General features: G+C 59.8%; 17 protein-coding genes. 12 read left to right on the forward strand and 5 right to left on the reverse strand.

Annotated features, from left to right (window positions below; translation table 11 throughout):
- Nucleotides 1–22 precede the first annotated feature (22 nt).
- The 4 genes from rsmA to ACVWYU_RS03530 are packed head-to-tail and all read right to left on the reverse strand — an operon-like array spanning nt 23 to nt 5,919.
- On the reverse strand, nt 23–841 hold the full coding sequence (gene rsmA, locus ACVWYU_RS03515) for a 16S rRNA (adenine(1518)-N(6)/adenine(1519)-N(6))-dimethyltransferase RsmA (RefSeq protein WP_090325713.1): 819 nt from the start codon (nt 839–841) through the stop codon (nt 23–25).
- Complete coding sequence (gene pdxA, locus ACVWYU_RS03520) at nt 838–1,827, reverse strand: 4-hydroxythreonine-4-phosphate dehydrogenase PdxA (protein WP_457371896.1); 990 nt, start codon at nt 1,825–1,827, stop codon at nt 838–840. The genes rsmA and pdxA overlap by 4 nt, the downstream gene beginning before the upstream one ends.
- Nucleotides 1,824–3,146 carry a peptidylprolyl isomerase SurA gene (gene surA, locus ACVWYU_RS03525; protein WP_390957414.1) on the reverse strand — a complete coding sequence of 441 codons (1,323 nt, stop codon included), beginning with the start codon at nt 3,144–3,146 and terminating at the stop codon, nt 1,824–1,826. The genes pdxA and surA overlap by 4 nt, the downstream gene beginning before the upstream one ends.
- Nucleotides 3,121–5,919: an LPS-assembly protein LptD gene (locus ACVWYU_RS03530; RefSeq protein WP_457371897.1), complete on the reverse strand. Its 2,799-nt coding sequence runs from the start codon at nt 5,917–5,919 to the stop codon at nt 3,121–3,123. Before ACVWYU_RS03530 ends, surA begins: the two co-directional genes overlap by 26 nt.
- A gap of 130 nt (nt 5,920–6,049) precedes the next feature.
- Here ACVWYU_RS03530 and ACVWYU_RS03535 point away from each other — a divergent pair, with 130 nt between their 5' ends.
- The 3 genes from ACVWYU_RS03535 to ACVWYU_RS03545 are packed head-to-tail and all read left to right on the forward strand — an operon-like array spanning nt 6,050 to nt 8,503.
- Nucleotides 6,050–7,069, forward strand: coding sequence for an aminoglycoside phosphotransferase family protein (locus ACVWYU_RS03535; RefSeq protein ID WP_457371898.1), 1,020 nt, complete (start codon nt 6,050–6,052; stop codon nt 7,067–7,069).
- Complete coding sequence (gene murU, locus ACVWYU_RS03540) at nt 7,066–7,737, forward strand: N-acetylmuramate alpha-1-phosphate uridylyltransferase MurU (protein ID WP_457371899.1); 672 nt, start codon at nt 7,066–7,068, stop codon at nt 7,735–7,737. The genes ACVWYU_RS03535 and murU overlap by 4 nt, the downstream gene beginning before the upstream one ends.
- Before the next feature lies 1 nt (nt 7,738).
- The gene (locus ACVWYU_RS03545) at nt 7,739–8,503 is read left to right on the forward strand and encodes a TerB family tellurite resistance protein (RefSeq protein ID WP_248916634.1); all 765 of its coding nucleotides are present in this window, start codon (nt 7,739–7,741) and stop codon (nt 8,501–8,503) included.
- Between the two features lie 98 nt (nt 8,504–8,601).
- Here the strand turns inward: ACVWYU_RS03545 and ACVWYU_RS03550 are convergent, their stop codons facing one another.
- The gene (locus tag ACVWYU_RS03550; RefSeq protein WP_457371900.1) at nt 8,602–9,594 is read right to left on the reverse strand and encodes an alpha/beta hydrolase family protein; all 993 of its coding nucleotides are present in this window, start codon (nt 9,592–9,594) and stop codon (nt 8,602–8,604) included.
- A 73-nt stretch (nt 9,595–9,667) separates the two neighbouring features.
- On the opposite strand from ACVWYU_RS03550, the gene ACVWYU_RS03555 reads away from it, so the two are divergent.
- The 9 genes from ACVWYU_RS03555 to ACVWYU_RS03595 all read left to right on the forward strand — a co-directional run bounded on the left by ACVWYU_RS03555 (nt 9,668) and on the right by ACVWYU_RS03595 (nt 20,470).
- Nucleotides 9,668–12,067, forward strand: coding sequence for a PAS domain-containing sensor histidine kinase (locus ACVWYU_RS03555; protein WP_457371901.1), 2,400 nt, complete (start codon nt 9,668–9,670; stop codon nt 12,065–12,067).
- Complete coding sequence (locus ACVWYU_RS03560; protein ID WP_090325697.1) at nt 12,068–12,697, forward strand: response regulator; 630 nt, start codon at nt 12,068–12,070, stop codon at nt 12,695–12,697.
- A gap of 319 nt (nt 12,698–13,016) precedes the next feature.
- Nucleotides 13,017–14,141: an ABC transporter ATP-binding protein gene (locus ACVWYU_RS03565; protein ID WP_090325695.1), complete on the forward strand. Its 1,125-nt coding sequence runs from the start codon at nt 13,017–13,019 to the stop codon at nt 14,139–14,141.
- 48 nt (nt 14,142–14,189) lie between these two features.
- Nucleotides 14,190–15,233: an ABC transporter substrate-binding protein gene (locus ACVWYU_RS03570; RefSeq protein WP_047534118.1), complete on the forward strand. Its 1,044-nt coding sequence runs from the start codon at nt 14,190–14,192 to the stop codon at nt 15,231–15,233.
- Between the two features lie 196 nt (nt 15,234–15,429).
- Complete coding sequence (locus ACVWYU_RS03575; protein WP_390957407.1) at nt 15,430–16,677, forward strand: ABC transporter permease; 1,248 nt, start codon at nt 15,430–15,432, stop codon at nt 16,675–16,677.
- Between the two features lie 12 nt (nt 16,678–16,689).
- Complete coding sequence (locus ACVWYU_RS03580; protein WP_090325691.1) at nt 16,690–17,514, forward strand: ABC transporter permease; 825 nt, start codon at nt 16,690–16,692, stop codon at nt 17,512–17,514.
- 226 nt (nt 17,515–17,740) lie between these two features.
- Complete coding sequence (locus ACVWYU_RS03585; RefSeq protein WP_457371902.1) at nt 17,741–18,895, forward strand: iron-containing alcohol dehydrogenase; 1,155 nt, start codon at nt 17,741–17,743, stop codon at nt 18,893–18,895.
- Nucleotides 18,896–18,980: 85 nt separating this feature from the next.
- Entirely contained in the window at nt 18,981–19,655 is a 675-nt protein-coding gene (gene rpe, locus ACVWYU_RS03590; RefSeq protein WP_457371903.1) for a ribulose-phosphate 3-epimerase, read from the forward strand.
- A complete protein-coding gene (locus tag ACVWYU_RS03595; protein ID WP_090325686.1) occupies nt 19,652–20,470 on the forward strand; it encodes a phosphoglycolate phosphatase in 819 nt (272 codons plus the stop codon). Before rpe ends, ACVWYU_RS03595 begins: the two co-directional genes overlap by 4 nt.
- Nucleotides 20,471–20,520 lie beyond the last annotated feature (50 nt).

Raw genomic sequence — 20,520 nt, forward strand, 5'->3', positions numbered from 1 at the left:
ATCCGATAACGCGTCGGGTCTGTCAGATACCGGCAGGCTTCTGTAGGACTTGTTCGCTGAGCTTGTCGGCCAGGCGCACGAAGGCGGCCAGATCGAGCTGCTCGGGACGCAGGCTGCCATCGACGCCAGCGGCTTCGATTTCGGCATTGCTCAGCAGCAGCTTGAGGGTGTTGCGCAAGGTTTTGCGGCGCTGGTTGAAGGCTTCGCGTACGACGCGTTCAAGCAGCCGGTGGTCTTTGGCGGGGTGCGGCAGCACCGCGTGGGGCACCAGTCGCACGATGGCCGAATCGACTTTCGGCGGTGGATTGAACGCGCCCGGGCCAACGTTGAACAGATGCTCAACCCGACAGTGATACTGGACCATGATTGACAATCGACCCCAATCACCACCACCCGGGCCTGCTGCCAGACGCTCGACCACTTCTTTTTGCAGCATGAAGTGCATATCGCGAATCAGATGGGAGTTGTGCAGCAGGTGGAAAATCAGCGGGGTAGAGATGTTGTACGGCAGGTTGCCAACCACACGCAGGCTGCCGGGAGCAGCGTTCAGGCTGTTGAAGTCGAACTTAAGCGCGTCGCCCTGGTGCAGGTTGAAGTTGCTCTTGCCGGCGAACTGCTGGTTAAGGATCGGGATCAGATCCTTGTCCAGTTCCACCACGTCAAGTTGCGCGCCGCTGTTGAGCAGTCCTTCGGTCAATGCGCCCTGGCCTGGGCCGATTTCCAGCATGCGGTCATCGGGTTTGGCGTGGATGGAGCGCAGGATGCGGTCGATGACGCCGGCATCGTGCAGAAAGTTCTGGCCGAAGCGCTTGCGCGCCCGGTGTTGGTATTGCTCGGTCATAAACGGGTCTCGGCCATCTGATAGGCGGTTTCCAGGGCGACTTGCAGGCTGCCGGTATCGATTTTGCCGCTGCCGGCCAGATCAAGCGCAGTGCCGTGATCGACCGAAGTGCGGATGATCGGCAAGCCGAGGGTCACGTTGACTGCTGCGCCAAAGCCTTTGTATTTCAGCACAGGCAGGCCCTGGTCGTGGTACATCGCCAGCACTGCGTCGCAGTGCTCCAGATATTTGGGGGTAAACAGAGTGTCGGCGGGCAGGGGGCCGCGCAGGTCCATGCCTTCGCCGCGCAGGCGCTCTAATGTGGGTTCGATAATGTCGATTTCTTCATGGCCCAGGTGTCCACCTTCGCCGGCGTGGGGGTTTAGCCCGCACACCAGGATCCGTGGCTGGGCAATGCCGAATTTTTGTTGCAGGTCGGCATGCAGGATGCGGGTGACCCGCTCCAGCCGCTCTGGCGTGATCGCATCGGCAATTTCGCGAAGGGGCAAGTGTGTGGTGACCAGGGCCACGCGCAGTCCTCGAGTGGCGAGCATCATGACCACTTGCGCGGTATGGGTCAGATCGGCGAGAAATTCGGTGTGCCCGGAAAAGGCAATCCCGGATTCGTTGATCACGCCCTTGTGCACGGGGGCAGTGATCATCCCGGCAAAGTGCCCGTCCAGGCAGCCTTGACCGGCTCGGGTCAGGGTTTCCAGGACGAATGCAGCGTTGGCCTTGTCCAGTTGCCCGGCGACGACCTTGGCATTGAGCGGTGTATCCCAGACGTACAGGCTGTTGGCGGGGGCAGGGGCATCCGGCCAATTGTCCGGAGTGACCGGCAGCAAGTCGACAACCACACCCAGCTGCGCGGCCCGCTCAAGGAGCAGGTCATGGCTGGTGATGGCAATCAGGGGGTGCGGCTGGGCTTGCGAGGCAAGCAGCAGGCACAGGTCGGGACCTATGCCGGCCGGCTCGCCGGGTGTCAGCGCGAAACGTTTGGGCTTCACTGCGCGGCCTGGGTCGCGCCAGGGAGTTTGATTTCGACATACGCTTCGTCACGGATCTGACGCAGCCAGGTTTGCAGCTCTTCATCGTATTTGCGATTACGCAATACTGTCATCGCCTGCTGCTCGCGAGCCTGGGCGGTGTTGTCGGTGGCGCGGCGGCCAAGGACTTCCAGGACATGCCAGCCATATTGAGTCTTGAATGGCTTGGACAATTGACCTTGTGGGGTCTTGGCCATGACTTCGCGGAATTCCGGAACCAACACGTTCGGATCGATCCAGTTCAGGTCTCCGCCATTGAGGGCGGAACCGGGGTCCTCCGAGTAGCTTTTTGCCAGCTCGCCGAAGTCTTCGCCCGCTTCAATGCGGGTATAGAGCGACTGAGCCAGGGCCTTGGTTTTTTCTTCGTCGCGAATCGGGCTTGGTTTGACCAGGATGTGACGCACATGCACTTCGTCACGCACCTGTGTCTCGCCGCCACGCTTGTCGGTGACTTTCAGGATGATGAAGCCGCCCGGTGTGCGCATTGGCTGGGTCACATCGCCAACTGCCATGGTGCTCAGCAGGCGATCGAATGGCGGTGGCAGTTGAGCGGCTTTACGCCAGCCCATGTCGCCACCTTCCAGTGCGGTTTCGCTGGCGGATTTGGCTATGGCCAATTGACCGAAGTCAGCGCCTTGCTTGAGTTGCTGGTAAACCGCATCAGCCTGTTTGGCAGCATTCTGAATCGCCTCGGAGTTGGCGCTTTCCGGCGTAGGAATCAGGATGTTGGCCAGTCGGAACTCTTCGGATAGCTGCATTTTGCCGAGGTCCGAAGCCAGGAAGTTCTTCACTTCCTGCTCGGAGACCTGGATGCGCTCAGCCACACGGCGCTGACGCACACGGCTGATGACCATCTCGCGACGAATCTGGTCGCGGGCGTCGTCAAAAGACAGGCCGTCGCGAGTCAGCGCGGCGCGGAATTGATCGACCGACATGTTGTTGCGTTGGGCAATGGTGCCGACAGCCTGGTTGAGTTCTTCCTCGGTGATACGGATACCGGAACGTTCGCCAATCTGCAGCTGCAGGTTTTCGACGATCAGGCGCTCAAGCACCTGTTGCTCCAGCACGCTGGCCGGTGGCACGGCAGAGCCGCGCTTGGCGATGGTTTGCTGAACTTCATGAACACGTTGGTCCAGTTGGCTCTGCATGACCACGTCGTTGTCGACGATAGCCACCACCTTATCGATGGACTGTACCGCAGCGTTGGCCGCGGTACCCAGGAACAGCGCGCCCAGCAGCAGCGGGCGCAGACAATCAGAAAGCTTGGTTTTCACGTTCACGATAACCTTGGATGCCTTTGTCGAGGAAACTCTCTGCTTTGGCGCCGGTGAGGTCGCCGAGTCCCTTCAGAACGATTTGTAGGAATACGCCGTGGTCGCCTTTTTCGTTTTGCGGTGCTTCCTGACTGAATTCGTCGTAGGAAACCCAGTAACGGTTGATCAGGCGCAGTTTCCAGCAGCAGTTGTCGTACTCGAAACCGCCGAAGGCTTCCAGGGTACGGTTGCGGTTGTAGTCGTATTGCCAGCGGCTGATGGCGTTCCATTGCGGCACGACCGGCCAGATCACCGAGAAGTCGTGCTGTTTGATTTTGTAGTAATCCTTCACATAGCCAGGTGTGCCAGGGGTGCCGTAGTCACCACCGCCCACCGACCACTTGCCGGTTGTCTGGTCGTAACGGACCTGGTCATTGCGATAGCGGTAGCCGGCGTTGATGACCTTGTTCGGGTTGTCTTCAGGCTGGTAGTGGAACATCGCGCTGCCCGAGCGAGGGCTGCGGCTGTCCGGGTCCCAGTTGTAATCGGCGGTAGTGCGCCAGTCGCGGTTCCAGCGATATTCGTATTCCAGTGCATAAGGCGAAACGTTCGAATGCGCATCCTGACGGGTTTTCGGGTCAATGCCTGGCAACTGGACTTCACGGTCCTTGAAGTACAAGGCCTGGCCGACGCTGATGCGTTGACGTTCAAAACCGCTGTCTTCGATCCAGCGGTTTGTCACGCCCAGGGACAGCTTGTTCTCGTCACCGACACGATCGGAACCGGAGAAGCGGTTGTCACGGAACAACGACGCATAGTTGAAGGTGTATTCGCCGGTGTCGAATACCGGAATGTCTTGTTGATCCTTCTCTGGGACATAGAGGTAGTAGAGGCGTGGTTCAAGGGTCTGGCGATAGTTCTTGCCGAACCATTGGGTGTTGCGATCGAAATACAGGCCGCTGTCGATGCTGGCGATCGGCACGCCACGATTCTGGGTGCTGCCGAAGGTGCCGTTCAGCTGATCCTGTTCTGCGGACTGCGCGGCAATCTGGCTTTTGCCGATGCTGTCGAGATCCAGTTGATACTGGGTGTACTGGTATTTAAGAGTCGGCTTGAGGAAGCCGTAGGTCCAGTTCAGCGGCAGGCTGACGGCCGGTGCAAGATTGAGGCGATCGCCGTTAGCGCGTGCCAGACCTTGAACGTTGGTATCCAGTCGCGGCGACACGTTGCCGTCCACATCGGTGAACGTGCCATTTTTCAGGTCACGATCAAAACGCACGACTTCAGTGTTGTAAGTGAAATCCAGGCCGTTCGGATGATAAGGCAGCGCACCATCGAAGGTGATTTGCGGCAGTCGGTCATACGGGGTGATGTTCGAAACGGTTGCAAGCTGGTAAGCCTGGGCGTTCACGCGCGCGGTGTAGCTTTCGCCCCGATAGGTGACGGAACCTTGTTGGTTCACGTAATCAGCACTTTTCACACCAATCTGGTCGGTCTGCAGGTCCTGGAAGTAATAAGGATCGCTGATCTTGGTGTAATCGACTTGCGTGAAGACTCGCGAATCCAGACCACCCTTGTGCTGCCAGTTATACATGTAGCGGTCTTTTGTGTAATCGGTCTGCTTGCTGCGTTCGGTGTCGTCGTCATTGAGGTACGCGGCACCGAACTGACCTTCGCTGGACTTGGTCAGGTAGCGGAATTCGCCTTCCATCAACAGGCCGCGTTTGCTCATGTAGCGTGGGTACAACGTGGCATCGTAGTTCGGTGCCAGGTTGAAGTAGTACGGTGTCACCAGCATGAAGCCGGTGTCAGTGCCGGTGCCGATTGTTGGCGGCAGGAAGCCGGACTGGCGACGGTCATCGATCGGGAAGTAGATGTAAGGCGTGTACAGGACCGGAATGTCCTTGACCCGCAATGTCACGTTGGTCGCAGTACCGAAACCGGTAGCCGGGTTCAAGGTGATGTTGTTGCCCTTGAGTTGCCAGGCGTTGCTGTTCGGTTCACACGTAGTGTACGTACCATCCTTGAGGCGGATGATCGCGTTTTCGGCACGTTTGGCGTATAGCGCGTTACCGCGGATACGAGACTTGTGCAGCACGTATTCGGCGTTATCGACCTTGGCCTCGCCTGTGTCGAGCTGAACATCGGCATGGTCGCCCACGATCAGCGCGCCATTGTCGCGAATGCGCACATTGCCGTTCAGTTCGCCACGGCTCTCGGCCTGGTACAGGCTGGCTTCGTCGGCTTCGACCTGCATGCTGCCCTGGCGCATGACTACGTCGCCGGCCAGGGTGGCAATTTGCTCATCCTGCTTGTAGCGAGAGGCTTTCGCGCCGATAAAGGTTGGTGCGTCACTTTTATTCGTCGTGTCATTCATGCCAGGACGAATCGGTTCGATATAGGAACCAGAGCAGTAAGGACCGGTTTCGGCCAATTGTGCTGCTGTGAGCTGATCGCGTGGAACCCAGTCGAGGTGGCTGTAGTCTTCGCTACGCGACTTCAGACCGCGACCCTCGGACTCGGTGACGAGCGCGGGCTTGGCGCCGGTCTCTGCGCTGGTACCTTCCTGTGCAGGGGCCTCGCCAGTGGCGCTGACGGCACTGCCTTCATGCACTGGACGTGGTGGCAAAGCTGCCGCTGGAGATTTTGGCGCACAGGCCCAGGCACCCGAAGCAGAGACTGAGCAGTCATACTGTTCCGCGGCGACCACGTAGGAAGTGGCTAGAGGTTGCAAGGCCAGCATGCTGCCGGTTACCAACAACGGAAATTTTTTACGAAACGCGGGGGATTTCAATGCCATCTTATTAGTCCGGGCTTCCTGCGTGCCATCTGCCCGCGGTGTGGGCCGCACGCCTCTCGATGGTCTGAAAAAGATGCTGGATAATAAAGCATGACCCGCTTGACGGCTAGCGCCGTCGGAGACCCTTGCAATGCCTGACCAAGATGTACGTTTGCAACACCTGAAAGTTTGGCTCGATGAGCAATTGGCGATCCTGTATGCAGAGCAAGGCTGGGGTGCCGTCCCCCCGGCCACGTTGACCGCCGCCAGTAGTGACGCGAGTTTCCGGCGGTATTTTCGCTGGGAAGGCGCGGGTAAAAGTTTCATTGTGATGGATGCGCCACCGCCCCAGGAAAACTGCAAACCCTTCGTGGATATTGCATTTTTGCTGGCGAAATCCGGAATTAACGTGCCGAAAATTTATGCCGAGGACCTCGAGCGCGGTTTTCTTTTGCTCAATGATCTGGGTAACAAGACCTATCTGGACGTAATCGACAGCGAAAATGCCGACGATTTGTTCGCCGATGCCTTGCAAGCGCTGCTGGCTTTTCAGCAGTTGCCGATGATTGCGCCGCTGCCCAGTTATGACGTGGCGCTGCTGCGACGCGAACTTGAACTGTTCCCGGAGTGGTACGTGAAACGCGAGCTGGGCATCGAATTCGACGCCGCGCAGCAAGTGCTTTGGCAGCAGGTCAGCGATCTGTTGATCGACAGCGCCCTGGCTCAGCCGAAAGTCCTCGTACATCGCGACTACATGCCACGCAATCTGATGCTCAGCGAGCCCAATCCCGGCGTGCTGGATTTCCAGGATGCTGTTTATGGCCCGGTGACTTACGACGTGACTTGCCTGTTCAAGGACGCCTTTCTCAGTTGGCCAGAGGAACGCGTGCGTGGCTGGCTGGAAAGTTACTGGCAGCAGGCCGCGGCGTTGAACATTCCGGTTCAGCCCGACTTCGAAGATTTCCTGCGCGCCAGTGACTTGATGGGCGTGCAGCGTCACCTGAAAGTGATCGGCATCTTCGCCCGTATCTGTCACCGCGACGGCAAGCCACGTTACCTGGCCGATGTGCCGCGTTTCTTTGCTTATATAGATGAGGTGATCGCGCGTCGTCCGGAGTTGGCTGAACTGGACGTGTTGCTGGCCAGTCTGCGCGCTGGAGTGACGGCATGAAGGCAATGATTCTGGCAGCGGGCAAAGGCGAGCGTATGCGCCCGCTGACGCTGACCACGCCTAAACCGCTGATTCGCGCAGGCGGTGTGCCCTTGATCGAGTATCACCTGCGCGCGCTCGCCTCGGCAGGGTTTACCGAGATCGTGATCAACCATGCCTGGCTGGGTCAGCAGATCGAAGACTATCTGGGCGATGGCTCGCGGTACGGCGTGCACATTCAATACTCGCCGGAAGGGGAGCCGCTGGAAACGGGAGGCGGGATTTTCCGCGCATTGCCGTTGTTGGGTGATGAGGCGTTCGTGGTGGTCAACGGCGATATCTGGACCGATTACGACTTTAGCGTGTTGCATCAGCCGATTGCCGGTCTGGCTCACCTGGTGCTGGCGAACAACCCGGACCATCATCCGGCCGGGGACTTCCAGTTGATCGACGGGCAGGTCCGCGACGCTCAACCGGAGGTTGCCACCTTGACCTACAGTGGTATTGCAGTGCTGCACCCGCAGTTGTTCGAAGGGTGCTCTGCCGGGGCGTTCAAGCTTGCGCCATTACTGCGCACGGCAATGGCGAACGGGCAAGTCTCCGGCGAACGGCTGAACGGGCAGTGGGTCGATGTCGGAACTCATGAACGATTGGCGCAAGCAGAAACCTTGATTGAAGCGAGACGCTGACATGCTATGGCCAGGGACTCTGATTGGAGCCGGAGCGGGGTTTGCCATTGCCAGCATTCCGGGGGCCTTGCTGGGTGCGTTGTTGGGGCAGGCGCTGGACCGGCGCCTGCACTTGCAGAGCTGGGGGCACTTGCTGGAAAAGCTCGGTGGCCGCCCGACGCTGCGCAACGATGAACTGTTGTTTGTATTGTTGGGGCGATTGGCCAAGAGCGACGGGCAGGTAATGGATGGCCATATCCAGCAGGCGCGGCAGGAAATGCGTGCGCTGGAGATGAATGAATCGGCTCAGCGTCGGGCGATAGCGGCATTCAATCGCGGCAAGTCGGGCAACGATCGGTTGCGTGGTTATCTGCGCCGCTTGAGTGCTCAACCCCATGCGGCAGAAGGGGTGTTGCGCGCCTGTTGGCGGATGATCTGGGCGGACGGTCGGGCCGGCACCCATGAGCGGGAGTTGATTGCCCAATGGGGGCGGTGGCTGGGCTGGCGGTCGTATCAGGTGCAGGCGTTGGCGGCGGACTATGAGCCGCAGAAGCGGTCGGTGGCTAATAAAGCAGCCACCTATCAAGACGCCATGCGGTTGTTGGGCGTGTCAGCCACCACCGAGCCGGCGCAGATCAAGCGTGCCTATCGCCGCCTGCTCAGTCGTCATCACCCGGACAAGGTGGCCGGCAACGGCGCGACGGAGCAGCAGGTTCGCGAAGCGACCGAGAAGACCCGTGAATTGCATGGCGCTTATATGCTGATTCGTCAGCGGAGGGATTTTTGATAGCGGCAACGGGTTGTAGGGCCGGCGACGCCGCCATCGCTGGCCAGCCAGCGCCTGCAGGATTTGCGTTTTGCTGCAGGCGTTGGCGGCTCGGTCACTCAGTGCGCCACAGGCTGTGGATTCAACCAACCCCGAACCCGGCGCACTAACTGCTCCTGCTCTGCCTTGGCGTTACCCGGCAACGCCTTGAGTGAAACCTGGCTGAACGCCGAAGCCTTCAAGCGTTTGCTGGCCTGCAAGCGGGCAAGCGCCGCGTTGCGATCCAGTGGTTTGTCCATGTAGTAAATATCGGCGGTAGGCAGTTTCAGGGTTGGCGTGAGTTCATCCAGCGCGGGTTTCGCTTGAACCGGCGTCTGCGCGGCAACCATCACGAATCGCTCGACCTGCGATGTCTGTTTTTCACTCAGATACCGTGCGGCCCAGTAGGCCCCCGTACCATGTCCCAATACCACAATGCTGCGCGCGCTTTGCTGTTCGGCGAACGCGATAGCGGCATCGATACGGGCAAAGATCCGCTCGGCGTCGGCCTTGGCCTGTTCTTCGGTGGTTTCGGCGGTGGCCTTGTCGGCCACATCCGCTTCGCCGCCAGCGGCCTGTTCGATGGGCGCTGCGGTGGTCGAATCCTTGCTGCCGGTGTCTGCCGCCTTGGGGACGGGCGGCACTTCGACGATACGCGGTGCAATGGCATCGCTTTGCAGGTCCGGCAAGGTGATACTCAGGCTGCTCCACGCGGTGTTCGGCAAGTTGCGCCGCAAAGGGCCGATCGCTTGAGGCCAGTCAACGGTTTCGCCCGCGCCCGGGATGATAATTACCGCGCCTTTGGGTTCGGCGGTATTGGCCGGTTTCCACAAGGCCAGGAAAGAATCGCTGCCCGCTTGCAGTTGCTGCTGTTCCTGAGCCGGGATTTTCCGCTCGAGTGCGGTCGCTTCTTCCTGACTACGCTCAGGCAAGGGCTGGCGCTCGACCGGTTTTTCTTCGGCGGGCTTTTGCGTGGCGGCTGGTGCCGGGTCGGCAGCTTCGACGGAAAAAGCGCAAGGCAGGATCAGCGACAGGCACAATGCTGGCAGTGCCAGGCAGTAGACAGGGGGCATCGGATATTCCAGGCCAGAAGTAATTCCGGCAGCCTAATGGGTTGGTCAGTATTTGTCAGTGTGTGAGAGTTCGATGATGCGTTTTCGCTGCCTGTGGGTTATCGGCTGTTTGTGGTTTCCCTTGATGGGCTGGGCGGCAGTCATGCCTCCGGCGCACGTTGCAACCTTGTCACCCAAGCAGCAACAGTGGCTGGCCCAGCAAGGAGAGCTGCGGGTCGGGCTGGTGTTGCAAGCGCCTTACGCACTCTACGATCGCCGTTTGCAGCGACTGTCCGGGGTTAACGTCGAGCTGATGAAATGGCTGGCCAAGTCACTCAAGGTCGAGCTGAGCTGGCGTAACTTTCCCGACCTCGAGCAACTTGAAGCGGCTGCGCGCGAGGGCGAAATTGATATCGCGCCAGGACTGACCCAAACGCCCGGGGGGCTGCGCCTCTGGCAGTTTTCCGACCCGTACATGCGGGTGCCTCAATTGGTGGTCAGCGATCAGAAAGGCACCGGGTCGGTCGAGCTGGAAAAACTCGACAGCCAGACCCGCGTCGCCATTCGCATGCCCAGCGCCACTGCCGATTACTTGCACAGCAACTATCCGCATTTGAACCTGCAGGGCGTTCCGGTGGAGCGACAGGCGCTGCAATTGTTGTTGAGTCAGCAAGCGGCCTATGCCGTCGTCGATGAGGCGCAATTGGGGCGACTGTCCGTCGAACCGGAATTCGCCGGGCTGGTTGTCGTGGGCGACATAGGCTTGCCGCAACTGCTGCGGATCGCGACGCGGCGCGACCGGCCGGAGCTGGCCGGCATCGTCGAGAGCGCATTGCGGGCGATCCCGGCCAAGGATCTGGAGAACCTGCACAACCAATGGCTGCAACCCAAGTACCCCCGGCTCACCGAATCTCCGGGTTTCTGGCAAAACCTTTGCCTGCTGTTGCTGGTGCTGGCGCTGAGCAGCATGGCCATCGTGTTCTGGCAGCGGCGCCAGCAACACAGCCTGGAACAACGACTGGCGGCCGCGCAGGACGACATTGCCTTGCGTGCCGCCAGCGAAGAAGCCTTGCGCCTGACGCAGTTTTCCATCGACCAGAGCACCGTGGGCATTCTCTGGGTCAATTGGGACAGTCACGTGCGTTATGCCAACCGCGCGGCCGAAACCATGTTGGGCTATGCATCGGGGGGAATCATTGACCGGCCCTTGATTGACTTCGAGCCGGGCTTGCACATGGATCGCTGGTTGAACCTGTGGAAACTCGCCAGGGCCAGTGATGACGCCCCGCAAAGTTTCGAAACCAATTGCTTGCGGGCCGATGGCAGCATCTTGCCAGCTGATGTTTCGTTGAGCTTCCTGCGGTTTCGCGACGGCGAATACCTGGTGGTTTACCTCACTGACGTCACCGAGCGTCGTCGCGCCCTGGCCGCGTTGCAGGAAAGTGAAGCGCGACTGCAAGGGATCGCGGCGAATGTGCCCGGATTGGTCTTTCGTCTGGAGCGGGCACCGGTGACAGGCCAGATCGACTTTGCCTACATCAGCGAAGGCAGCGAGAAGCTGGTGGGTTATTCCCCGGCCACCCTGGCCCACCGTGACAAAGGTCTGCGCAGTCTGGTGCATCCGGATGACAAGGCCAGTTATCACCAGACCCAGGACCACGCGCTGGACACCGACAGCGACTGGTCATGGCAAGGGCGAATCCTGACCCGTCAAGGCGAGCAACGCTGGGCGGAGATCAAGGCGATTACCCGGCGACTCAAGGACGGTGCCTATGTTTGGGACGGTATTGTCTGGGACATCAGCGAGAGCAAGCGCATCGAACTGGAGTTGGCCAGTTCCCGGGAGCAGTTGCGGGAGCTGTCCGCGCACCTGGAAAGCGTGCGTGAAGAGGAAAAGGCGCGCATTGCCCGGGAAGTTCACGACGAGCTGGGTCAGATGCTGACCGTGCTCAAACTGGAGACATCCATGTGTGAGCTGGCCTACGCCCAACTCGACCCCGGTCTGAACGAGCGCTTGAACAGCATGAAGCGCCTGATCGCTCAGTTGTTCCAGTTGGTACGTGATGTGGCGACAGCATTACGGCCACCGATTCTCGATGCCGGGATTGCCTCGGCCATTGAATGGCAGGCCCGTCGCTTTGAGGCGCGCACTCAGATTCCGTGCCTGGTGCAGGTGCCGGACAATTTGCCGGTGCTCAGTGATGCCAAGGCGATTGGCCTGTTTCGTATCCTTCAGGAAGCACTGACCAATGTCATGCGCCATGCCCAGGCGCATACTGTCGAACTGACACTGGCCCTTGATGGCAACGAGCTTTGTCTGACCGTCAGCGACGATGGCGTAGGATTCGTCGCAGTTGCTGGCAGGCAGACTTCCTTTGGCGTGGTGGGCATGCGCGAACGGGTGCTGATCATGGGCGGCCAGTTGTCGCTTGAGAGTGAGCCGGGCGAGGGCACGACCCTGATCGTGCGAGTGCCGCTGGATGAGGAGAAGTGAGTGATCCGTGTACTGGTAGCCGAAGACCACACCATCGTCCGCGAAGGCATCAAGCAATTGATCGGCCTGGCCAAGGACTTGCTCGTGGTAGGGGAGGCGAGCAATGGCGAACAATTGCTCGAGACTTTGCGACATGTGCCCTGCGAAGTGGTCCTGCTGGATATCTCCATGCCGGGCGTAAACGGCCTGGAAGCGATTCCACGCATACGTGCGCTGAACAATCCACCGGTGATCCTGGTGTTGTCGATGCACGATGAAGCGCAAATGGCGGCCCGGGCGTTGAAGGTCGGCGCTGCTGGCTACGCCACCAAGGACAGCGATCCGGCCCTGTTGCTGACGGCTATCCGCCGGGTGGCGGCCGGTGGACGCTATATCGATCCGGAACTGGCCGACCGGATGGTCTTTGAAGTCGGCCTGACCGATTCGCGCCCCCTGCACTCGCTGCTGTCGGAACGCGAGTTTTCAGTGTTCGAACGCCTGGCCCAGGGGGCGAACGTCAACGACATCGCCCAGCAATTGGCGTTGAGCAGCAAAACCATCAGCACCCACAAGGCGCGGCTGATGCAGAAACTCAACATCACCTCCCTGGCGGAGCTGGTGAAGTACGCGATGGAACACAAGCTCCTCTAAAAGCGCCAAAATTCTCTGTGGGAGCCAGCTTGCTGGCGATGGCGTACTTGAGATCCTTTCGCCAGCAAGCTGGTTCCTACAGGAATAACGCGACGCCATATCCATTTACGACATCGCGCCAAAAAGCTTTTGCCGTCGCCCGTGGCTTGTAGCTGACAGCTTGCCGCTGCGTATGCCAAAACGCGCCATCCTTGTAGGGCAATCCCTACCCCCAACCTTCCATCCGTCTGAGGCGATTCTCTCCTGCACCCCGATTTGCGTGGTCTCCAGCGTCCACTAGGCTTAGTCCACAGCAGTCATCAACAACAAAGGTGTGGGTATGAGCCAGGTCGATTCAAGCGCAGGGGCCAATGATGTTCTGGTCAGCTTTCGTGGAGTGCAAAAGAGCTACGACGGCGAGAACCTGATCGTCAAAGACCTCAACCTGGATATTCGCAAAGGCGAATTCCTCACCTTGCTCGGGCCGTCCGGTTCCGGCAAGACCACCAGCCTGATGATGCTTGCCGGTTTCGAAACCCCGACCGCCGGTGAAATTCTCCTGGCCGGTCGTGCCATCAATAACGTGCCGCCGCACAAGCGCGACATTGGCATGGTGTTCCAGAACTACGCGTTGTTCCCGCACATGACGGTCGCCGAGAACCTGGCGTTCCCGCTGACCGTTCGCGGCATGAACAAGAGCGATGTCAGCGACAAGGTCAAGCGTGTGCTGAGCATGGTGCAACTCGACGCCTTCGCTCAGCGTTACCCGGGACAACTGTCCGGCGGTCAGCAGCAGCGTGTGGCGTTAGCCCGCGCACTGGTGTTCGAGCCGCAACTGGTGCTGATGGACGAACCCCTTGGCGCGCTCGACAAACAACTGCGTGAACACATGCAGATGGAAATCAAACACCTGCACCAGCGTCTGGGCGTGACCGTGGTCTACGTGACCCACGACCAGGGCGAAGCCCTGACCATGTCCGACCGCGTGGCGGTATTCCATCAAGGTGAAATCCAGCAGATCGCGCCGCCGCGCACGCTCTACGAAGAGCCGAAAAATACCTTCGTTGCCAACTTCATCGGCGAGAACAACCGACTCAATGGCCGTTTGCACAGTCAGACCGGCGACCGCTGCGTGGTGGAACTGGGGCGTGGTGAAAAAGTTGAAGCGCTGGCGGTGAATGTCGGCCGGACCGGCGAGCCGGTGACCTTGTCCATTCGCCCGGAGCGCGTGAGCCTCAATGGCTCCAGCGAGTCCTGCACCAACCGCTTCTCCGGAAGGGTGGCGGAATTCATCTATCTGGGCGACCACGTCCGGGTTCGCCTGGAAGTCTGTGGCAAGACCGACTTCTTCGTGAAACAACCGATTGCCGAGCTCGATCCCGCGCTGGCGGTGGGTGATGTGGTACCGCTTGGCTGGCAGGTCGAGCACGTTCGCGCGCTCGATCCCCTTCTAGAGGCGAATTGATCGCCCTGGCTTCAACAACACCAACCCTGCACGTGGAGAGAACAATAAATGTTGAGATCCCTGAAATTCACCGCTCTGGCACTGGGCATGATGGGGGCAGCAAGCGCGATGGCCGCTGGCCCGGACCTGACCGTGGTGTCCTTTGGCGGCGCGAACAAGGCAGCGCAGGTCAAAGCCTTCTATGCACCGTGGGAAGCGGCAGGCAACGGCAAGATCGTGGCAGGCGAATACAACGGTGAAATGGCCAAGGTCAAGGCCATGGTCGACACCAAGAGCGTGTCCTGGGATCTGGTGGAAGTAGAGTCGCCAGAACTGTCCCGTGGTTGTGACGAAGACATGTTCGAGCCGCTCGATCCGAAGCTGTTCGGCAAGACCGAAGACTACGTCAAAGGCGCGATCCAGCCATGCGGCGTGGGTTTCTTCGTGTGGTCGACCGTGCTGGCGTACAACGCCGACAAGCTGAAAACCGCACCGACCAGTTGGAAAGACTTCTGGGACACCAAGCAATTCCCGGGCAAGCGTGGCCTGCGTAAAGGCGCCAAGTACACCCTGGAATTCGCTCTGATGGCCGACGGCGTTGCGCCGAAAGACGTCTACAAAGTGCTGGCCAGCAAAGACGGTCAGGACCGCGCGTTCAAGAAACTCGACGAACTCAAGCCAAGTATCCAATGGTGGGAGGCCGGTGCTCAACCGCCGCAATACCTCGCATCCGGTGATGTGGTCATGAGCTCGGCCTACAACGGCCGTATCGCTGCCGTGCAGAAAGAAAGCAACCTGAAAGTCGTGTGGAACGGCGGCATCTACGACTTTGACGCTTGGGCCATTCCAAAAGGCCTGGACAAGGCGCGGGCAGAAGCGGCGAAGAAATTCATCGCCTTCTCGGTGCAGCCACAGCAGCAGAAGACCTACTCGGAAAACATCGCCTACGGCCCGGCCAACACCCAAGCCGTACCGCTGCTGGCCAAGGATGTCCTGAAAGACATGCCGACCACTCCGGAAAACATCGCCAACCAGGTGCAGATCGACGTCAGCTTCTGGGCTGACAACGGCGAGCAACTGGAACAGCGCTTCAATTCCTGGGCTGCGAAATAAACAGAGGGCTCGCCCTCTTGTGAGGGCGAGCTTTTGTGGCGAGGGAGCTTGCTCCCGCTTGAGTGCGCAGCACTCACAAAATTGGAAGTTGTCAGCAGAATTTTGGGGCCGCATCGCAGCCCAGCGCGAGCAAGCTCGCTCGCCACAAAAGTTCGCTCCCACTTTAATGATCGTTTAAAGATTTCCGGAGTACGCCATGGCTATCGCCGTTCCCCTGAACGCGGGCACTGATCCCACCTTGAAGCAACGGCTCAAGCACGCCGAGCGGGTCAACCGCTGGAAGGCCCAGGCCTTGATCGCGCCGCTGGTGCTGTTTCTGTTGCTGGTGTTCCTGGTGCCGATCGTGGCGCTGCTCTACAAAAGTGTCGGTAACCCGGAAGTGGTTGGCGGCATGCCGCGCACCGTAACGGCTATCGCCAGTTGGGACGGCCGAGGGCTGCCCGCCGAACCGGTTTACAAGGCGGCCAGCGAGGACCTCGCTGAAGCCCGCAAGAATCAGACCTTGGGCGATCTGTCCAAGCGCTTGAACATGGAGTTGGCCGGCTATCGCAGCCTGTTAACCAAAACGGCCCGCGCCTTGCCGTTTGCCACCGAGCCAACCTCTTATAAAGAAGCACTGGAAGGGCTCGACGAGCGCTGGGGTGATCCCGCCTATTGGCAGGCCGTACGTCGCAACACCAGCAGCATTACGCCTTTCTATTTGCTGGCTGCCGTCGATCATCGCATCGATGACCTCGGCGAGCTGGCACCAGCCACCCCGGATCAGGCGATCTACCTCGACATCTTTGCCCGCACCTTCTGGATGGGCCTGATCATCACCGTCATTTGCCTGGTGCTGGCCTATCCGTTGGCCTACCTGCTGGCGAACTTGCCGTCGCGTCAAAGCAACCTGCTGATGATTCTGGTGCTGCTGCCGTTCTGGACCTCAATCCTGGTGCGGGTCGCGGCGTGGATCGTGTTGCTTCAATCGGGTGGCTTGATCAACAGCGGCCTGATGGCCCTGGGCATCATCGATAAACCGCTGGAACTGGTGTTCAACCGCACCGGGGTTTACATCTCGATGGTGCACATCCTGCTTCCGTTCATGATTCTGCCTATCTATAGCGTGATGAAAGGCATCTCGCCGACCTACATGCGTGCGGCGATTTCCCTCGGTTGCCATCCGTTCGCCAGCTTCTGGCGGGTGTACTTCCCGCAGACCTATGCCGGTGTCGGCGCCGGTTCCCTGTTGGTGTTCATCCTCGCCATTGGTTACTACATCACCCCGGCATTGCTGGGCAGCCCGAACGATCAGATGGTCAGCTACTTCGTCGCCTTCTACACCAACACCAGCATCAACTGGGGCATGGCGACCGCGCTGGGCGGGCTGCTTCTGCTGGCAACGGTCGTGCTTTATCTGATTTACAGCTGGCTGGTAGGCGCCAGTCGCCTGCGCCTGAGCTAAGGGGAGAACGAAATGCTGAGTCCTTATATGTCGCCCATTGAGCGGGTGTGGTTCTACAGTTTGCGGATTCTCTGCGGCCTGATTCTGTTGTTTCTGATTCTGCCGGTGCTGGTGATCATTCCGCTGTCGTTCAACTCCGGCAGCTTCCTGGTGTACCCGCTGCAAGGTTTTTCGCTGCACTGGTATCAGGACTTCTTCGCGTCGGCCGAATGGATGCGCTCACTGAAGAACAGCATCATCGTCGCCCCGGCCGCCACCGTGCTGGCCATGGTCTTCGGTACGCTGGCGGCCATTGGTCTGACCCGTGGCAATTTCCCTGGCAAGGCGCTGGTCATGGCGCTGGTGATTTCGCCGATGGTGGTGCCGGTGGTGATCATCGGTGTGGCCAGTTACTTGTTCTTCGCCCCGCTGGGTTTTGGCAACAGCTTCTTCTCGTTGATCGTGGTGCACGCGGTATTGGGTGTGCCGTTCGTGATCATCACGGTGTCGGCGACTTTGCAGGGCTTCAACCAAAACCTGGTGCGCGCCGCTGCCAGCCTCGGTGCTTCGCCGCTGACGACGTTCCGTCGGGTAACCCTGCCGTTGATTGCGCCGGGCGTGATCTCCGGTGCGTTGTTCGCCTTCGCCACCTCGTTCGATGAAGTGGTGGTGACGCTGTTCCTCGCCGGTCCAGAGCAAGCGACTCTTCCACGGCAGATGTTCAGCGGGATTCGTGAAAACCTCAGCCCGACCATCGCCGCTGCGGCGACGTTGCTGATCGCTTTCTCGGTGATCCTGTTGCTGACCCTGGAATGGTTGCGTGGGCGTAGCGAGAAATTGCGGACCGCACAGGTCTGACGCTCGACCAACTCCAGGAGCGAGCCTGCTCGCGATGAACGTCAACGATAACGCGGGGAACCTGACATCCCGCGGCGCTCTCAGGTTCATCGCGAGCAAGCTCGCTCCTACAGGTGTTCTTTAGTGGTTCTCGGGGTCGTCGGTCATTCACGACCTGAATACCAGACAACCCCAAATCCCCAGCTACTCTTGTGCCAGCTCCCCTACCTATAAAGAGGCTGCGCACATGAGTCTTTCCTCTTTCAAAATCGCTCATAAATTGATCACTGGCGCCGGGGCTATCGAGCAACTGGCGGCGGAGTTGACGCGCCTGGACATCGACAACCCGCTGATCGTCACTGACGCCGCTCTCGTCAAATCCGGGACGGTGGAGCTGGCGCTGGCGCAGTTGGGGGATCGCACTTACGAAATCTTCGACCGGGTTTTGCCCGACCCGGAAATCGCCATCGTTGAAGACTGCATGCGGGTCTACCGCGACGGCGGGCATGACGGCTTGATCGGCCTGGGTGGCGGCAGCGCCATCGACATCGCCAAGAGTGTGGCCGCGTATGCCGGTTACCACGGCGCCTTGGAGGACCTGTTCGGCATCGACCAGGTGCCACGCAAGGGGCCGCCGCTGATCGCCATCCCGACCACGGCCGGTACCGGTTCGGAAGTCACCAACGTGGCGATCCTCTCCGATAAGGTCGCGCATTTCAAGAAGGGCATCGTCAGTGATTACCTGCTGCCGGACGTCGCTCTGGTCAGCCCGCAGATGACCTTGACCTGTCCCCGCAGTGTCACGGCGGCCAGTGGCGTCGATGCGCTGGTGCACGCCATCGAATCCTATCTATCGCTGAATGCGTCGCCGATTACCGATTCCCTGGCCATTGGGGCCATCAAACTGATTGCCAGGGCGCTGCCCAAGGCCTACGCCAATCCGTCCAATCTGCAGGCCCGCGAGGACATGGCTACCGCCAGCCTGATGGCCGGCATGGCCTTTGGTAATGCCGGTGTCGGCGCGGTCCATGCGCTGGCGTATCCGCTGGGTGGGCGATACAACATCGCCCATGGCGTCAGCAACGCGTTGCTGCTGCCCCATGTCATGCACTGGAACAAGATGGCCTGCGTCGAGCGCATGCAGGATATTGCCGAGGCGATGGGTGTGAAGACCGCTCATCTGAGCGTCACGGAAGCGGCCGATAAAGCCGTGGAAGCGATGACCGAGCTGTGCGCGGCGGTGGAAATCCCGTCCGGCCTGTGCAGCTTCGGGGTTCCCGAAGACGCGATTCCGGCCATGGCCGTGGAAGCGGCGGGAATCGAGCGCCTGATGCGCAATAATCCGCGCAAACTGAGTGCTGTCGATATCGAGAAGATCTACCGCGCGGCTTACCAGGCATAGCCCAATCATCGCGGTCACGGTGCGCGCGTCAAAGCATGAGGTATACAATGCGCGCCATCGTGATTCTGCTCAGAAAAGGTGCGTCATGCAGCCCTTCGTTATTGCTCCGTCGATTCTCTCCGCCGACTTCGCCCGCCTGGGTGAGGAAGTGGACAATGTCCTGGCCGCTGGCGCCGACTTCGTGCACTTCGATGTCATGGACAACCATTACGTGCCAAACCTGACCATTGGCCCGATGGTGTGCTCGGCGCTGCGCAAGTACGGCGTGACCGCGCCGATCGACGCGCACCTGATGGTCAGCCCGGTGGACCGCATCGTCGGTGACTTCATCGAAGCGGGCGCGACCTACATCACCTTCCACCCGGAAGCCACGCAGCACATCGACCGTTCCCTGCAACTGATCCGTGAAGGCGGCTGCAAATCGGGCCTGGTGTTCAACCCCGCGACCCCGCTGGACGTGCTCAAGTACGTGATGGACAAGGTCGACATGATCCTGCTGATGAGCGTCAACCCAGGCTTCGGCGGGCAGAAGTTCATTCCCGGCACCCTCGACAAGCTGCGCGAAGCGCGGGCGCTGATCGACGCCTCCGGTCGCGATATCCGTCTGGAAATCGACGGCGGCGTGAACGTCAACAACATCCGTGAAATCGCTGCAGCCGGTGCCGACACCTTCGTCGCGGGCTCGGCGATCTTCAACGCTCCAAATTATCAGGAAGTCATAGAAGAAATGCGCTCCGAACTGGCGCTGGCTCGTCCATGAGCGGATTTGAGCAGCTGTTCCCGGGAAGCCTGCCACGGCTGGTGATGTTCGATCTGGACGGCACATTGATCGATTCGGTCCCTGACCTTGCGGCGGCCGTGGATAACATGCTGCTCAAACTCGGGCGTCAACCTGCCGGCATCGAAGCGGTGCGTGAGTGGGTGGGCAACGGCGTTCACATGCTGGTGCGCCGTGCCCTGGCCAATCACATCGACGCCGAGGGTGTCGATGAGGTCGAAGCCGAGCATGCCCTGGAGCTGTTCAATGGCTTCTATGAACAAGGTCACGAACTGACGGTGGTCTACCCTGGCGTGCGCTCCACCCTGAAGTGGTTGCACAAGCAGGGTGTAGAGATGGCGCTGATCACCAACAAGCCGGAGCGCTTCGTCGCGCCGCTGCTGGATCAGATGAAGATCGGTCGCTATTTCCGCCTGATCATCGGTGGTGACACGCTGCCGCAGAAGAAGCCCGATCCGGCCGCGCTGTTTTTCGTGATGAAAATGACCAATATCCCGGCTTCGCAGGCCTTGTTCGTTGGCGATTCGCGCAGTGATGTGCTGGCAGCGAAAGCGGCGGGGGTCAAGTGCGTCGCCTTGAGTTACGGCTATAACCATGGCCGTCCGATTGCCGAAGAATCGCCGACGCTGGTCATCGACGATCTGCGCAAACTAATTCCCGGTTGCCTGGATCCAGCGGCTGAGATAACGTTGCCCGACGCTGTTCAATCCCCTCCTGGAAATTCCATCGTGGTGGTCACTCGCAAACTCTGGATGAAAGTCATCAAGGCCCTGGCCCGTTGGCGTTGGCGCGCCTGACTTGTTCCTGGCCGGTTATCCGGCGCGTTTGCATACCTGACAGTTAGACC

This window comes from Pseudomonas sp. TE12234 (assembly GCF_054061835.1).

Coding starts and splice junctions, on each gene's coding strand:
- ACVWYU_RS03575 (WP_390957407.1), top strand. CDS start 15,430: ATGGCTATCGCCGTTCCCCTGAACGCGGGCACTGATCCCACCTTGAAG.
- rsmA (WP_090325713.1), bottom strand. CDS start 841: ATGACCGAGCAATACCAACACCGGGCGCGCAAGCGCTTCGGCCAGAAC.
- ACVWYU_RS03545 (WP_248916634.1), top strand. CDS start 7,739: ATGCTATGGCCAGGGACTCTGATTGGAGCCGGAGCGGGGTTTGCCATT.
- ACVWYU_RS03530 (WP_457371897.1), bottom strand. CDS start 5,919: ATGGCATTGAAATCCCCCGCGTTTCGTAAAAAATTTCCGTTGTTGGTA.
- ACVWYU_RS03550 (WP_457371900.1), bottom strand. CDS start 9,594: ATGCCCCCTGTCTACTGCCTGGCACTGCCAGCATTGTGCCTGTCGCTG.
- ACVWYU_RS03585 (WP_457371902.1), top strand. CDS start 17,741: ATGAGTCTTTCCTCTTTCAAAATCGCTCATAAATTGATCACTGGCGCC.
- ACVWYU_RS03580 (WP_090325691.1), top strand. CDS start 16,690: ATGCTGAGTCCTTATATGTCGCCCATTGAGCGGGTGTGGTTCTACAGT.
- ACVWYU_RS03570 (WP_047534118.1), top strand. CDS start 14,190: ATGTTGAGATCCCTGAAATTCACCGCTCTGGCACTGGGCATGATGGGG.
- murU (WP_457371899.1), top strand. CDS start 7,066: ATGAAGGCAATGATTCTGGCAGCGGGCAAAGGCGAGCGTATGCGCCCG.
- ACVWYU_RS03535 (WP_457371898.1), top strand. CDS start 6,050: ATGCCTGACCAAGATGTACGTTTGCAACACCTGAAAGTTTGGCTCGAT.
- rpe (WP_457371903.1), top strand. CDS start 18,981: ATGCAGCCCTTCGTTATTGCTCCGTCGATTCTCTCCGCCGACTTCGCC.
- ACVWYU_RS03555 (WP_457371901.1), top strand. CDS start 9,668: ATGATGCGTTTTCGCTGCCTGTGGGTTATCGGCTGTTTGTGGTTTCCC.
- ACVWYU_RS03565 (WP_090325695.1), top strand. CDS start 13,017: ATGAGCCAGGTCGATTCAAGCGCAGGGGCCAATGATGTTCTGGTCAGC.
- ACVWYU_RS03595 (WP_090325686.1), top strand. CDS start 19,652: ATGAGCGGATTTGAGCAGCTGTTCCCGGGAAGCCTGCCACGGCTGGTG.